The sequence below is a fragment of the Micrococcales bacterium genome, assembly GCA_009784895.1.
GTDB lineage: Bacteria > Actinomycetota > Actinomycetes > Actinomycetales > WQXJ01 > WQXJ01.
Map to the genome: position 1 here is coordinate 1 of WQXJ01000031.1, position 14,726 is coordinate 14,726.

Sequence of the window (14,726 nt, forward strand, 5' to 3'; positions counted from 1 at the left end):
CAACCGGCCCCTATCCGGGTCGTAGGTGATGGTCCGGTCAATTACGCGACTGGAGCGGAAATAGTCTTGCCCACGGTCAAAGGAGCGAGGGTCAACGCAGGACTGCAAGTCCTCAACATCAACGCCGGGATAACCGATAAAGGGCATCCTCCGATTGTCTCAAGGAACGGGGTGCCAAAGCCAATCGTTGCCTCCCGCCGTCCACCCTGGCCCTCCAGCCTGCCCCTTCACCCGCCCTTTCACCCGCCCTTTCATCCGCGAGGTTGAGCCTTGGCATTAGGGCCGGGGCGGGACCACCCCTCAGTTCAAAGAGGCGGCCTTGGAGTCACACCTCTCGTTCGCGAGGTTGAGCCTTGGCATGGTTACGCTATTGACCAGCTGATTTGCCGCGAGGTTGAGCTTTGGCAGCATCGGCGCTCCGGCCGCCTTGTCCAGTCAGGAAAAAAGCGGTGATCGAGCCGACTAGGGCGGCGGTCATTGGCAGGTACATAGCCTGGGACATCGCAGCAGCGAAGCCGTCAACCATGGCCGGGCTGGCCTTTAGCCCACCTGAATGACCGGCGGCGGCACTGGTGGGCAGGCCGTTGGCCATGAGCCGGGCGTTCATCAATGCGTTCATACAAGACGCCCCTAGGACTGAGCCCATTTGGCGGATGACGGCGTATACCCCTGAGCCCGTGCCGGCCTCGGTCCTGGACAGATTGTGGGTGGCGCTGACGGCCAGCGGGCTCCAAATACAGGCGTTGGCCACGCCCATGACGGCCGAGGGCACCAACATCCAGTAGACCGGCGAGGCTGGCGTCATGTAGGTCGACGTCCAGTACAGGCCCCCGGCCAGCAGCAACAAGCCGCTGCCGGCCACCCAGTTGGCGCCTATCCGTCCCACCACCTTGGCGCCGACAAACGGGGCCACTACCCCACCCAGCACCGCCGAGGGCAACATGAACAGGGCCGAATGAGCCGGCCCAAAACCCCGGGCCACCTGTAGGAAGTAGAGCATTGGCAAGGCCATACCGGCCACGGTGAAGCCCATGGCGCTGACCGCGCCGGTAGAAACGGCGAAGTCGCGGTCACGGAACAGTCGGAGCGGCACCAGCGGTGATTGGCGCCTGGTTTGCCAGTAGACAAAACCAGCCAGAATGGTCAGGCCGGCACCGACCAAATGCCAAATACCAACCGGCCCCCAAATCCGCCCCCAATGGTTCGATTCGCCCTCTTGAAGGCCAAAGACCACCAGGAAAAGACCCAGGCCGCTGATGACCAGGCCAAACCAGTCGAAACTGGGCCGCTTGGTCGGTAGCTTTGGTAAGAACTTGGCCGCCAGCAGCAGCCCGGCAATTCCCACTGGCACGTTCATCAAGAAGATGGCCTGCCAACCAAAGACGTCGACCACCAGACCACCCAGTGGCGGACCGACTAGTTGGGCCACCCCGGCTACCGAACCCCACAACCCCATCGCGGCGCCGCGCCTAGCTGGCGGAAAAATGCGCACAATCATGGCCTGGGTTTGTGGTGTCATCAAGGCGCCACCAAAACCCTGCAAGGCCCTGGCGGCGATCAAGAACTCGATCCCGCTGGCCAAACCGCACAGCAGCGAGGCCAGGGTAAACACCGCCATGCCGGCCATGAAGACCGGCTTTTGTCCAAACCGGTCACCCAGCCGTCCGGCGGCCAATAGCGGCACTGTCAGTGCCAGCAGATAAGCGCTTGTTACCCAGATAGTCCTGGTCAACGAGGCGTTCAGGCCCTGCTGGATGGAGGGATTGGCCACCGCCACAATAGTGGCGTCAAGCATCAGCATGAAAAAGCCGATCAGCATGGTCCACACCGCCGCCCACGGCCGCTTCACGGCCAGGCCTGACCCTGGTTCAACCTGATTCACGGCGCTCCTGTGCTCATTGGACTGGGCCATTATCAAGCCTGGCCAGTGGCCTTAGCAAATGAATGCCCACCCGGTCTAGCCAGCGCCGGCTAGTCGAGGTGTTTGTACCAAGCCAGCAGTTCAGCCTTGTCTTGAGGCGGCAGTTCAACCGCCCTGATGCCGCGGGTGGCGGCCTCCAGTCCTCTCAGTAATGCCAGGCAAGCCCCCGGGTCAAGTTGGCTGCGAATGCGTCCAAAAGCTTGACGGGCTCCAACCTCTCGGAGCGTTTCGGCATCTTCGATCCCAACGGCCTTCAATTGGCGGGCCGTCACCGCCCCGATCTCCGGCAACTTGGTCAAATCAGTCATGGCGACTCCTTCGCCCCGATCCTAGACCGGCCCAAGCTGGATGATGCCAGGCCCCAGACCCGCGCCGCTCCGACTGCGTTAGCCAAAGCGCTCGCTCGCGGCAAATGGGCTGGTCAGGGGCGCCCAGGGTGGTCGGATCACATAGGGCGCCATAGAACCAGGGCCCGCCGGTTGGTCACGGGCCTAGGTGGGGTGCCGGCCGGGCGCTGGCCGCGAGCCAGCGCGGTGGCATCCCCGCCCGGCGCCACGGCGAAAACCCGGTGGGCCAAAGCGGCCGCCGTTTGCAGCCGCTCAACTTCGCGGCGCAGTTCGTTGACCTCAATCCGCAGCGCCAAGATCCTGGCAATTCCAGCTAGGTTGATGCCCTCTTCGGTCGAGAGGCGTTGCACCTCGCGCAGCGTCTCAATATCCCCGGCGGTGTAGCGCCGGCCGCGGCCAGCTGTGCGCGAGGGCCGGACCAACCCCAGACGGTCGTATTGCCGCAGAGTCTGCGGGTGCATCCCACTCATCCGGGCGGCCGCGCCAATCGGAAAGAGCCGTTCACCCGGCGCCACGGTCAGGCGGATGTCGATCCGCATCTCGCCGTTCATTGGCCGGCCTGGCTCATCAGCTCGGCCCGCGGGTCAGTGCCCTTGGTCGCTTCGCGCAACTCTTCGACCGCCTTCTTGGCTGCACCTTTGAGCTTCTGCGGCACCGCCACTTCGACCTTGACCAGCAAGTCTCCTGTGCCTTTGGCTGTGGTAATGCCCTTGCCTTTGACTCGAAGGACTTTGCCCGATGCCGTCCCAGCAGGAACCTTCAAAGTCACCTTGGCGCCATCAAGGGTTGGCGCGTCAATCCGGGCCCCCAGAGCGGCCTCGTCAAAGCTGACCGGCAGCGTCAACCGCAGATTGTTGCCCTGAATCGAGAAAACAGGATGGGATGGCACTGTCACCGTGATGATCAGGTCGCCAGCCTCACCGCCATTGGGCGAGGACTGGCCTTTGGCTTTGAGCCTGATTTTCTGGCCGTCGCTCACCCCAGCCGGGATCCGCACGGTCATGGGCCGCCCATCCACGGTCAAGGACTGCGTCGAACCTTGGACCGCTTGGCGGAAGGGCAGCGTCACCGAAGCGGCCACATCTTTCCCGCGAACCGGCATCGGCCGTCCACCAAAGCCACCGCCAAAGCCACCACCGCCGGCCATACCGCCCAGCAAGTCTTCGAGGTTGATGCCTGCCCCGCCGCCGTTGGTGCTGAAACGCATCTGCCGGCCGCGCCCGCCAAACATGCCGCTGAGCATGTCCTCAAAACCGGCCGCGCCACCGCCTGGTCCAGCGGCAAAGCGAGCGCCGCCGCCAGCCATGGCTCTAACCGAGTCGTACTGCTGGCGCTGCTCCGGGTCGGACAGCACGGCATAAGCCTCACTGACCTCTTTGAAACGCTCCTCTGCCGCCTTGTCCCCGGGGTTAGTGTCCGGATGCAAGGTCCGGGCCAGTTTCCGGTAAGCCTTTTTGACGGCCGCCTGGTCAGCGTCTTTGGACACCCCAAGGGTTTTGTAGAAGTCCTTTTCGAACCAATCCTGACCAGCCACAGTTCACCTCACTCGGCGTCAGCCACGCCCACGCGGGCCGGGCGGAGCAGGCGCTCGCCCATCCGGTAGCCCGGCTGGAGCACCATCGAAATGGTGGGCCCGGTGGCTTCCGGGTCGATCTGGTGCATCAAAGCCTCGTGGATGGTCGGGTCAAACCGCTCGCCGACCGCGCCATAGCGCTCCAGGCCATATTGAGCCAAGGCTTCCTCCAGCTTGGTGGCAACGGCTCCAAACGGCCCGTCAAGACCAGCGGCCTGGCGGGCCGCTTCAATGTCATCTAGCACCGAGATCAGCGCCACCAGAACCTCAGCCAAGCCGTCTTGCCTGGCCAGGTCCCGGTCGCGCTCGACCCGCTTACGGTAGTTGGCGTATTCGGCGTTGATCCGCTGCAGATCCTCGGTCATAACCGCCAGCTCCTCGCGGGCAGCGATCAGTTCGGCGGCGGCTACGACCTCATCTTCTGCCGCTTTTTGGGTGGCCTCACCCGACAGGGCAGCGGCCGGGCTAAAGCTCGGCCCGCCGCTTTGGCGTTCGTCGACTACTTGAGGCCGAGCCTGGCCGCTGATCGGGTCAACTTTGCGCCTGTCCCGGATGACCGGTTTGGACTCGTCGTCCTGGCTGGGTGCGGCCGGTCGCCCGGCGGGGGGTTTTTCACCCGCGCCGCCACCTTTTTTTGGGCCTTTTGATCCCAAGGCGCTCATCTATCTACCCTTTGTCATCGTCGACGATCTCGGCATCAACAATGTCTTCCTCGGGCGCCTGGCTGCCACCGCCAGCCCCTTCGCCAGCTGTAGTGCCGGCATCGGCCTCCCGGTTCTGGTTGGCGTAAAGCAACTGGCCAATTTTCTGCGCTGTCTCAATTAGGGCGGTCTGTTTGGCGCTAATCTCAGCCATATCTTCGCCCTCCAGCGCCTTCTTTAGCTCGTCGCAGGCGCCTTGGACCTCTGATTTGAGCTCTTCCGGCAGCTTGTCGGAGTTGTCTTTGATCAGCGATTCGGTCTGGTACAGAGCCTGTTCGGCCGTATTGCGCGTCTCGGCCTCTTCGCGGCGTTGCTTGTCCTGTTCGGCGTGGGTCTCGGCATCTTTGACCATCCGGTCAATTTCATCCTTGGGCAGGGCCGAACCACCGGTGATAGTCATCGACTGCTCTTTGCCGGTGCCGCGATCCTTGGCCGAGACGTGGACAATGCCGTTGGCGTCAATGTCGAAGGTAACCTCGATTTGCGGAATGCCGCGTGGCGCCGGCGCAATTCCAGTCAACTCGAAAGTGCCCAGCGCCTTGTTGTCACGGGCGAATTGACGTTCGCCCTGATAGACCTGGATCAGCACTGAGGGTTGGTTGTCTTCCGCGGTGGAGAAGATCTCCGAGCGTTTTGTCGGAATGGCCGTGTTGCGCTCGATCAAAGTGGTCATAAAACCGCCCTTGGTCTCAATGCCCAGAGACAGCGGTGTCACATCAATCAGCAAAACGTCCTTGCGCTCGCCCAAAATGACGCCAGCCTGCAGGGCGGCGCCAATCGAGACAACCTCATCAGGGTTGACGCCCTTATTCGGCTCCCTGCCGCCGGTCAGCTCCTTGACCAGGTCAGTAACGGCTGGCATACGGGTCGAGCCACCAACCAAAATGATGTGGTCAATCTCATCTAGTTTGATCCCGGCATCAGCTATGACGGATTTGAACGGCTGGCGGGTGCGCTCCAGCAGATCCTTGGTCATGTCTTCGAACTGGGCCCGGGTCAGCTTGGTGTCGAGGTGAATAGGCCCGTTTTCTGACATCGAGAGGTATTGCAGCGAAATGGTGGTGGCCATAGCGGTTGACAGCTCTTTTTTGGCCTGTTCGGCTGCCTCTTTCAGGCGCTGCAGCGCGATCTTGTCCTTCGACAGGTCAACGCCATGACCCTTCTTGACCTCTGCCACCAGCCAGTCGACCACGCGCGTATCCCAGTCATCGCCGCCCAGTTTGTTGTCACCGGAGGTGGCGCGCACTTGGATGGTGGAAAAGCCGTCGTCTTCCTTGCCAACTTCCAACAGCGAGACGTCAAAGGTGCCGCCGCCCAGGTCAAAGACCAGGATCAGCTCGTCATGCTTTGACTTGTCAAGGCCGTAGGCCAGAGCCGCGGCGGTTGGTTCGTTGATGATGCGCTGGACCTTGAGACCGGCAATTTCTCCGGCTTCTTTGGTGGCTTGACGCTGAGCGTCATTGAAGTAGGCCGGCACGGTGACCACCGCATCGGTCACGGTCTCACCCAGGTAAGCCTCGGCATCGGCCTTCAATTTGCCCAAGACGCGGGCGGAGATTTCTTGGCTGGTGTACTTCTTGCCGTCGATCTCAACTGACCAGTCAGAGCCCATATGGCGTTTGACCGAGCTGATAGTGCGGTCAACGTTGGTGACAGCCTGGCGCTTGGCCACCTCGCCCACCAGGACTTCGCCCGATTTCGAAAACGCCACCACCGATGGTGTGGTGCGCTGACCTTCAGCGTTTGGGATGACGGTCGGTTCGCCGCCTTCAAGTGAGGCCACCACCGAGTTCGTGGTGCCTAGGTCAATGCCAACTGCTCGTCCCATTTGAGACTTCCTTTCGATCGCGTCTTGTCAAGGTGGTTCCTCGGTCGGTTGCCACCTTGAGCCAAACCGGCTCAAGTTTGCTCTTGTGTCTTCGGCTTGTCAAGTAACTTGAGTCGTGCAGGCTCAAGTTTGCGTTTGTCCGATGCCGCTGGGCTCGCCTTCCGCCGTGCCCCGGGACGTCATCGCTGCACAACGGTGACGCGGTGGACAGGCTCTGGACTGATCAGTGGCAATGATCCAGAACCGACCTGGCCCGCGTGAAAACGATCCAGTTTTGACCTCGAACGCCGGCCAACAATCCCAACCCTCTTAGGGGAGCGTGAAAACGGCACCACCGTTCCCGCCAGGCGCTTGGCCCAGCCTGGGGTGCTGATTAGGATTGGCTGCTGGTGCTCCAACCAGCGCCCAACGCCCGGCCGCGAACAATGTGCGGGACGGTGAGAGGAGAGACCCAGTGAGCCACGAGCCTGAATCAACCCCATTGGCGGCAAACAATTGGCGCAAGGCCATTGGCATGGCTGTGGTCGGTGCGGTCTTTGTTGGCCTGTTGGCCTTGGCCTTTCTTTGGCCCGGCAAGGTGGCCGAACCGCGCAATGTGCCTATGGCCATCACCGGCGATGACCCAAGACAAGTTGCCGCCGTCAGCCAGCAGATCGAAGACAAGGCCGAAGGTGCCGTCAAGTTGGTCGAGGTGGCTAGCCGCGACCAGGCCGTGGCCAAACTCGAAAGCCGTGAGGTTTTCGGGGCGCTGATCTTATCCGCTCCGGCACCAGAGGTGCTGACAGCCAGCGCCAATGGGTTGGCCAGCCGCATGGTGGCCGAGTTGGCCGGGGGAGTGGCCCAGGCCGCCATGGCCGCCGCGGCCCAGGCGGCACCCGAGGCCCCACCAGTCACGGTCGAGACCACCGACGTGGTGCCAGCTCACAGCACCAAATTCGATGTTGGCCAGCTGATCATGCCACTGGTGTTTGGCGGCGCCATTGGCGGCGTCTTGGTCAGCGCCGCTATCGCTGGCCGCGGACAACGACTGGCGGCCCTGGCGCTGCTGGCAGTTTTGGTTGGCTGCTTGGTCTACCTCATTCTGGGTCTCTGGTTCGACCTGCTGCCGGGCGGCTTCCTGCCGATCGCCGGCGCTCTGGCTTTGGCCATCTTCGCCACCGGCGCCTTCGTCGCCGGGTCCTATGCGCTGATTGGTGTCCCCGGGCTGGCCGGTGCCATCGTGATCACGCTGCTGGTGTCAAATCCAATCAGCGGTATGGCTGTGCCAACCAGCTTCCTGCCCCCACCCTGGGGCGCAATTGGCCAGGCCCTAACCATCGGTGCCGGTGGCTCTTTGGTCCGCGGCGCCGCCTACTTCAGAACCGGCCAGGTCTGCCTGACACCCCTGCTGGTTTTGCTGGCCTGGTCTGTACTGGGCGCCGCCGCCATCATGCTCAAGCGGCGCCAGCCGCTGGCCGCCTTGGCCAGTCCCTCGCTAATGCGACACTAAGGTCCAGCAACACTGCTTCGCGCCGACACCGAGGTTTGGCAGCCTCACACCGCGGCGACACCGAGGTTTGGTTGGCTCTGTCTGCACGGCGGTAATCTCGCAGACAAAAGTACTGCTCAACCCCTCTTTTGCAGCGACACCGAGGTTTGGCAGCCTCACACCGCGGTGACACCGAGGTTTGGTTGGCTCTGTCTGCCCGGGGGTAATCTCGCAGACAAAAGTACTGCTCAACCCCTCTTTTGCAGCGACACCGAGGCTAAGCACATTTGAATATGCGCCCGCATGTCCTTGAGGGTCAGTGGGCGTGTTCAACCAAAGCCGCAGCCAACGACTCCGCGCCCGGCGCAATCCCGTAAAACGACCAGCGCCCGCGCCTGGACCGGGTCAGTAGTCCTGCGTCAACCAACAGTCTCAGGTGATGAGAGACTGTGCCCTGAGACAGCCCGCTTGGTGGAACCAGCTCGCAGACGCAGGCCTCGCCGCTGGGCTGACTGGCAATGAACGAAACCAGCCAGACCCTGGTCGCGTCGCCCAAAGCGGCAAACCGCTGAGCCAAACTGGTGGCCTGGTCTTGGCCAAGACATGCCATTAGCGGGACACAGCAAGTCTGGCTGGCCTGGTCTCCAGGGACCGCCGAGTTGGTGCTCACAATTAGAATCATGCCAGACCAATTGACAAACGCCAATGTATTGGCGATACTCAATGCATTGACATTTTTCGATGCAAGGAGAATTGACCGATGCCGGACCTAAATCCCCTTCGTGGCGCTGTCCGCCAGCGCTATGCCCAGGCGGCCAAAGCCTTTGCCGGTGCCCGCGATGCCCAACCACTTGACCTTGACGCCGCCGCAGCTGCCACGGTCAGCGATTGTTGCGGTGGCGAGGTGGCCTCAACCAGCGACTGCTGTGGCGGCCAGACAACCCCAGTCAGTGACGCTGTCGGTGGCCAGACCGCGCCGGTCAGCGATTGTTGCGGTGGCAAGGTAACTTCAACCAGCGACTGTTGCGGTAGTGGCGCAACACCGAATCAGGACCAAGTATTTGGCCCGGCCCTTTATGCCGCTGGCGATCAAGGTCAAGTCGAAGGCCAAGTCCTGGCAACCTCCCTAGGTTGCGGCAATCCGGTGGCAGTAGCCGAGTTGCGTCCCGGAGAAACCGTGCTTGACCTGGGCTCCGGCGGCGGACTTGACGTTCTGCTTTCGGCCGGCCGGGTTGGTCCAACTGGCTTTGTCTACGGCCTGGATATGACCGACGAAATGCTCGAACTGGCGCGAGCCAACGCCGCTTCAGCCGGAGCCACCAACGTCAAGTTCCTCAAAGGCGCCATCGAGGCGATTCCTCTGCCCAATGCCTCCATCGACGTGGTCATTTCGAATTGCGTCATCAACCTGTCAACCGACAAGCCGGCCGTTTTCGCTGAGATTAGCCGTGTACTCAAGCCCGGCGGCCGGATCGGGCTGTCCGATGTAGTAGCCGAAGACCACCTTTCACCGGCCCAACGGGCCGAGCGGGGCACTTACGTCGGTTGCATCGCCGGCGCCTTGTCTGTCAGCGAGTACCGCGCGGCTCTGACGGCGGTCGGTTTGGCCGATGCCGAGCTCAGCTTCACCCATCAAGTCGCCGATGCCATGCACGCGGCCATCATCCGCGCCACCAAGCCGACCACCTAACCGCAGCCTTATGCCAAAGCTCAGTCTCGCGGCAAAGAGGCTGGTCAGGTGGGGTTGGAGAGGGACTCGAAGCGGAGGATGCGGTGCGCGGCGGCGGCTTCGGTTGGGTCATGGGTTACCCACAGGGCGGCTGTGGCCGAGGCCTCCAAGATGCCCATGACCTGATCGCGCAGGGACAGCCGCAGATCAGCGTCCAAAGAGGACAGCGGCTCGTCCAGCAACAGCAACCGGGGTGAGGGCGCCAAGGCCCGGGCCAACGCCACCCGTTGGGCCTGGCCGCCAGACAGCGTCTCGACCGAACGTTCAGCCAGGCCGGACAACCCAACCAGTTCGAGTAGCTCGGCCGCCTTGGCCTGCCGGGCCGGCCGCGGCATCCCGGTCATCTTCAGACCAAAGGCCACGTTTTGGCCCACATTGTGGTGGGCGAAGAGCTGGCCATCTTGAAACACCAGGCCAAAGCCGCGCCGGTGCACCGGCACCTGCGCCAAATCAGTTCCGTCCCACAACACCGCTCCAGCGGCCAGCGCCTCAAGACCGGCCACGGCCCGCAGCAAAGTCGATTTGCCACAGCCAGACGGCCCCACCAACGCCACCACCTCACCAGGGGCCACGCCCAAGTTGACGTCACTAACCGGCATCGTCCGGCCATAACGCACACCAACGCCGCGCAGCTCTAGGCCTTTCACCAGGCCACCTCCTGGCCTCCCGGGCGGCGCAGTTCCGCCAAGGCGACAACGCCGCAGGCGACCAACCCAAGCAAGACGGCCGCCGCCAACGCCGTGCCCAAGTTGTCCACGCCCGGGCGGCCCATCAGCCGGTAGATGGCGATAGGAAGTGTGGTTGATTCGGGCCGGACTAGGAAAGCGGTGGCACCAAACTCGCCCAGTGACACAGCCAGGGCGTAGGCGCTGGCCAAGGCGAAAGGCCGGGCCATGACGCGCAGATCGATGGCTGCGAAAACCCGGCGCGGCGAGGCGCCCAGAACTGCGGCGGCCTGGCGCTGGCGCGGATCAATAGCTCGCCTACCTGGTAACAGGACTCGCGTCACCAGGGGTAATGCCACCAACGCCTGAGCCAGAGGGATCAGCCAGAAGGAGGTTCGCAGGTCCAGTGGCCCCCTGTCCAGGGTGACGAACAGGCCAAAACCGACCGTCACCGCGGAGATACCGGCCGGCAGCATAAAGGCCGAATCGGCCAGGCCTTGAAGACGAGCCAGCCAGCGGTGGCGTGGCCGGCGCGACAGCACCACGGCCATGCAGCCGCCCACGCTCATGGCCACGATCAGGGCCAGGGCGGAAACGGCCAACGACCGGCCCAGGGTTTGCAGTGGCGTCACCTCCAGGCCGGGAACCGGTTGGCTGGCCAGGCGGGCATAGTTGCCAAGTCCCAGCCCGGTCGAGGTTCTCAGAGAGCGGGCCAGCAAAGCGGCCAAGGGTAGGAGGATAAAGACTGTGGCCACGGCGGTGGTGGCGGCGGCTAGCAGATCTCCGCTGCCAAGTCGGGGCCGATGCCGCGCCTGGGCTGGGCGCAGAGGTTCGGCCCTTTGGCGCGCTCGCCTGGCGCTGCCGCTCAACCACAAGGCCACGGCCACAATGACCAATTGGACCAGACTCAAAGCCGCGGCCGTGCGCAGGTCAAGCAACTGGGTGGTTTGGAGGTAGATCTCGGTTTCGACAGTGCCGTAGGCCGGGCCACCCAGGATCAGCACAGTGGCAAAGGCGGTGGCGGAAAACAAGAACACTAGCGCCGCGCCGGCGGCCACAGCTGGGGTCAGCTGTCTCAGTGTCACTGAGTAGAAAGCCCTGGCTGGCGAGGCCCCAAGCAGCCTGGCGGCCTGTTCTGGTTTCGGATCGAGCTTGGACCAAAACGAGCCCACCACCCTGACCATCAGGCCCAAGTTGAAGAAAACCAGGGCCGCCACTACAGCCGGAAACGAGCCGTCCAGGTGCAGCAGGCCGAGCGGACCATCGGCTGCGAAAACCATCCGAAAGGCCAAACCAACCACCACGGCAGGCAAAACAAACGGCACTGTCACCAGTAGCTTCACAGTTGACCGGCCGGGCCAGCGACGTAGGTAGAGGCACTTAGCCAGCGGTATTGACGCCACCGCGGCGATGACCGTGGCCAGCGTGGCTTGGCCAACTGTGCGACCTATCAAACGCCAAGTCCGGCCGGAGGAGGCCAGGTCTGCAAAAACTGACAAATCGAGTTGGCCCTGGTTGATCAGTCCCTTCGAGATCAGCATTGCCACAGGCCACAGCAGGAAAACCGTCACGAATGCGACCGGCACCGCGGCCAGCGCGACGGTACCGGGAACACTCAAAGCAGGGCGGGCAAAGCAAGGCCGGGACACGGAGATCAACTCAGGCAATCCTCCCCAGTACCCAAGGACTCAACGTGCCCCGACCTCGCACATGGTACTAACCCAAAGCCACTTCTATCCATTCCCTTGACCAAGCTTCTCGGTTTTGGCTGATTTCTACCGGGGTCAGGGCCCACGGTTTGGCGGCCGGTGCGGCGCACTTGGCCCAGCTAGATGGCAGGGCAATGCCCTCTTTGACCGGGTAGACCCACATCGATTCTGGCAGCGCCGCCTGGAATTCGTCTGAAAGCACAAAGTCAACCCAGGCCCTGGCACCGTCTGGGTTGGCCGCACCTTTGAGCACCCCGGCGTACTCGACTTGCCGAAAGCAGGTTTCAGGCAGGGCTGCTGTGGCTGGTTGGCTGGTCCCCTTGACTATCTCTGCCGGCGGGGAAGAGGCGTAGGAGAGCACCAGCGGCCGCTGGCCAGATGAGGACGGTCCAGAGAACTCGGTGTAGTAGGCCTCTTCCCAAGAACTGACAATCTTGACACCATTTCCGACCAGTTGGCGCCAGTAGTCCAACCAGCCGTCTTGGCCAAAGGCCGCCACTGTGGCCAGCATAAAGGCCATTCCGGGGGAGGAGCTGACCGGACTTGCAACCACTAGTTGGTCGCGGTAGGCCTCTTTGGTCAGGTCCTGCAGGCTGGCGGGCGGCGGCCGGTCAGAACCATAGGCCGCTTTGTCGTAGTTGATGCAAACATCGGCCGTGTCAAAGGCGGTCAACGACCCACTTTGGTCAACGGCGTAGCGGTCTTGTTCGCTGCCAGCGGCCGGCGAGGTGTAGGGGTCAAAGATGCCGGCCTCGATCGCCTTAGAAGCGAAGGTGTTGTCGATACCGGCCACCGCGTCTGCCACCGGGTTGTCCTTGGCCAAGATCAGCTGGCCGACCATTGTGCCGGCGTCTTCGGACTGAATAATCCGAAGGTCATAACCGGTTACCTGTTTGAATCTTTCCTTTAGTTCGCCAGATAGGGCGAATGAGGCGTGCGTGACAACTGTGACGGAGGAGTTAGCCTGGCTTTGGGGCCCAGCTTGTTCTGGGTTGGCTGGGCTGGCGGCGCAGCCAAACAAGGCGGCCGCGGTCACTGCCGCCACAATCGACGCGACCAAGGTTTTATTTCCGGCTGGCCAACAAGGTGGGCGCCTCGAGGAGAGTCTGGCTGACATGGTCCTCCTGTTCGTCAGGCTGATGCCACCACCGGGCACCGCGTCAGCCCGCCCAAAAAGGCGGCTATGACGGTGGAGAACTCGACTTCCTTCGCCGGCATTACCCGGTTCAGGTTCGAGGGTCTGCGCCCCTGGCGCACTCTCAGCCAAACGGACCGCTGGTCGGTCCGGTCAGCTCCCCTGTCGTAGCAGACACAGTCTAGCGCCCAGATTTCGGCCGGGACGCCATGACCTTCGCTACTGGACCAACAGTTAGGCCTCATAATCGGCACTGACGGATCCAGCCGCGTGCCGAAGACCGCCACAACTGCCATGATGTACGGCATGAAGATTGGCGAGCGCGTGGCCACGACCCTGGCCTCATTGGTTTCTGGCTTGGTGGCCGCGCAGGTGGTGAAAGTGGTTTGGCGCCTAGTGGTGCGGAGCAAGCCGCCCACTGACGCCAAGAACATGGACTTGCCAACTGTGCAGGTGGCGGCCTTCGCCGCCACCGTCGCCGCCGTCACGGCAGTGGCTCAAACGCTGGCCCAGCGGGCCGCCCTCAGCCGCTTCGTCGAGGCCCAGCCAGGCGATGATGTCCGTCTTGACCGATGACCAAGAAGCGCTGACCTGGGCGAACACGGCCCGTCAAAACAGCCCCTGAAGCCTAGACGGTAGTTCAGTGCCGTCGAAGGTCCGCCGGGTCGACCGGGAAACCATCCTGGTCCATCACTTCGCTGCCGATTTGGCTTTGGATAAGGCGGGCCAGGGCCGCCAGTTCGCGGGCAATAGCCAAACGGCGACGGCGATGTTCGTCTGGCGGGAACTCAGCTAACAACAGAGCCGGGTCGAAGGGTATCCACTTGATCGCGTAGGCCACCACACCACGCTGAACCCACGGCAGGGATTTGATTGGCAGTGGCAGGTCTTCAACCAACGACACTTCTACCGTGATACGACCACCCTTGCCCAGGTCAGCCTCGACGGCGTAGGCCTCCTGGGCCGGCGCGGCCTGAAGGGCTTCACGGTCACCTTGACGCAACTTGACCAGCAGTTCGCGCCGCTGGGCCCGGGTCATTAGCGTGTCTGCCGGGCCGGCCGGTGGCTCATGGCTGAGCGCCTGGTCGTCGCTCAAACCGGCGGACTGACGGAAATCGGGGTCGACCTTCTGGACCAGGCTTTGCAGATCGGGTGGGACCAGCCAGATGGGCGAAAAAACAGTCATGTCTATGGCCGCCTCAGGTGGAGGTTCCACGACCACACCGCTGTCAAAGCGAACCGCGCCGCCCAACCGCCTGGCAGCCGCCAACAGAAAACTGACCACTCGGCCCTCTTCGCGTTCCGGCAGGCCATCTGGAAAGGCCCGGGCCAATCCGGTCGGGTCGACGGCGCCGGGGAACGGTGGTTGCCCCCGTTCTCTGAGCGTCTGGGTCACCCAGGCTTGGTCCAAACCGGCTGGTAGGCCGGCGGCCTCGAGCCCAGCCGCGGAGTAGTCAAGACCCCGGTGCAAAACCGAATAGCGCGACAAGGTGAGGTCTTGCCCCTCTAGGCCAACCCGGCGCCATCGGGCACTGGCCAGCAAGGCCAAGTCCTCAGCCCCAACTCCGGCGGGCAAAGCCAGCAGGTGGCGGCCGGCCAACTGGGTCACGTCGACATCTGCGGGCAGCACGCTAATACGCTAGCGCCACC

At 63.0% G+C, this 14,726-nt stretch carries 13 protein-coding genes, 1 pseudogene and 1 riboswitch; of the genes and pseudogenes, 3 read left to right on the top strand and 11 right to left on the bottom strand.

The annotated features are described in order from the left end of the window. Positions 1-367: 367 nt before the first annotated feature. The 6 genes from FWD29_06620 to dnaK all read right to left on the bottom strand — a co-directional run bounded on the left by FWD29_06620 (position 368) and on the right by dnaK (position 6,370). The gene (locus FWD29_06620) at positions 368-1,882 is read right to left on the bottom strand and encodes a DHA2 family efflux MFS transporter permease subunit (protein ID MCL2803610.1); all 1,515 of its coding nucleotides are present in this window, start codon (positions 1,880-1,882) and stop codon (positions 368-370) included. Positions 1,883-1,971: 89 nt separating this feature from the next. Next, a complete protein-coding gene (locus FWD29_06625; protein ID MCL2803611.1) occupies positions 1,972-2,229 on the bottom strand; it encodes a TfoX/Sxy family protein in 258 nt (85 codons plus the stop codon). A 137-nt stretch (positions 2,230-2,366) separates the two neighbouring features. Next, positions 2,367-2,819, bottom strand: a complete 453-nt coding sequence (locus tag FWD29_06630) for a helix-turn-helix transcriptional regulator (protein MCL2803612.1) — start codon at positions 2,817-2,819, stop codon at positions 2,367-2,369. Further along, positions 2,816-3,802, bottom strand: a complete 987-nt coding sequence (locus FWD29_06635) for a DnaJ domain-containing protein (GenBank protein MCL2803613.1) — start codon at positions 3,800-3,802, stop codon at positions 2,816-2,818. Before FWD29_06635 ends, FWD29_06630 begins: the two co-directional genes overlap by 4 nt. 8 nt (positions 3,803-3,810) lie before the next feature. Beyond that, positions 3,811-4,503 (bottom strand): nucleotide exchange factor GrpE, encoded by a 693-nt coding sequence (gene grpE / locus FWD29_06640; GenBank protein MCL2803614.1) that lies wholly within the window; start codon positions 4,501-4,503, stop codon positions 3,811-3,813. Positions 4,504-4,507: 4 nt separating this feature from the next. Further along, positions 4,508-6,370: a molecular chaperone DnaK gene (gene dnaK, locus FWD29_06645; protein ID MCL2803615.1), complete on the bottom strand. Its 1,863-nt coding sequence runs from the start codon at positions 6,368-6,370 to the stop codon at positions 4,508-4,510. 454 nt (positions 6,371-6,824) lie between these two features. Between dnaK and FWD29_06650 the strand changes: the two genes are divergently transcribed. Further along, complete coding sequence (locus FWD29_06650) at positions 6,825-7,859, top strand: hypothetical protein (protein ID MCL2803616.1); 1,035 nt, start codon at positions 6,825-6,827, stop codon at positions 7,857-7,859. Between the two features lie 295 nt (positions 7,860-8,154). Here the strand turns inward: FWD29_06650 and FWD29_06655 are convergent, their stop codons facing one another. Further along, the gene (locus tag FWD29_06655; GenBank protein ID MCL2803617.1) at positions 8,155-8,508 is read right to left on the bottom strand and encodes a metalloregulator ArsR/SmtB family transcription factor; all 354 of its coding nucleotides are present in this window, start codon (positions 8,506-8,508) and stop codon (positions 8,155-8,157) included. Positions 8,509-8,889: 381 nt separating this feature from the next. On the opposite strand from FWD29_06655, the pseudogene FWD29_06660 reads away from it, so the two are divergent. After that, positions 8,890-9,528 (top strand): annotated as a pseudogene (locus FWD29_06660) (methyltransferase domain-containing protein). 44 nt (positions 9,529-9,572) lie between these two features. On the opposite strand, the gene FWD29_06665 reads toward FWD29_06660, so the two are convergent. The 3 genes from FWD29_06665 to FWD29_06675 all read right to left on the bottom strand — a co-directional run bounded on the left by FWD29_06665 (position 9,573) and on the right by FWD29_06675 (position 13,001). After that, positions 9,573-10,214: an ATP-binding cassette domain-containing protein gene (locus FWD29_06665; GenBank protein ID MCL2803618.1), complete on the bottom strand. Its 642-nt coding sequence runs from the start codon at positions 10,212-10,214 to the stop codon at positions 9,573-9,575. Next, the gene (locus FWD29_06670) at positions 10,211-11,881 is read right to left on the bottom strand and encodes an iron ABC transporter permease (protein MCL2803619.1); all 1,671 of its coding nucleotides are present in this window, start codon (positions 11,879-11,881) and stop codon (positions 10,211-10,213) included. The genes FWD29_06665 and FWD29_06670 overlap by 4 nt, the downstream gene beginning before the upstream one ends. Before the next feature lie 67 nt (positions 11,882-11,948). Further along, positions 11,949-13,001, bottom strand: a complete 1,053-nt coding sequence (locus tag FWD29_06675; GenBank protein MCL2803620.1) for a thiamine ABC transporter substrate-binding protein — start codon at positions 12,999-13,001, stop codon at positions 11,949-11,951. A 126-nt stretch (positions 13,002-13,127) separates the two neighbouring features. After that, positions 13,128-13,250: riboswitch (TPP riboswitch) on the bottom strand. Between the two features lie 96 nt (positions 13,251-13,346). Here FWD29_06675 and FWD29_06680 point away from each other — a divergent pair. Continuing rightward, on the top strand, positions 13,347-13,652 hold the full coding sequence (locus FWD29_06680) for a DUF4235 domain-containing protein (GenBank protein ID MCL2803621.1): 306 nt from the start codon (positions 13,347-13,349) through the stop codon (positions 13,650-13,652). Between the two features lie 64 nt (positions 13,653-13,716). Here the strand turns inward: FWD29_06680 and FWD29_06685 are convergent, their stop codons facing one another. Then, the gene (locus FWD29_06685) at positions 13,717-14,706 is read right to left on the bottom strand and encodes a hypothetical protein (GenBank protein ID MCL2803622.1); all 990 of its coding nucleotides are present in this window, start codon (positions 14,704-14,706) and stop codon (positions 13,717-13,719) included. Positions 14,707-14,726: the final 20 nt, after the last annotated feature.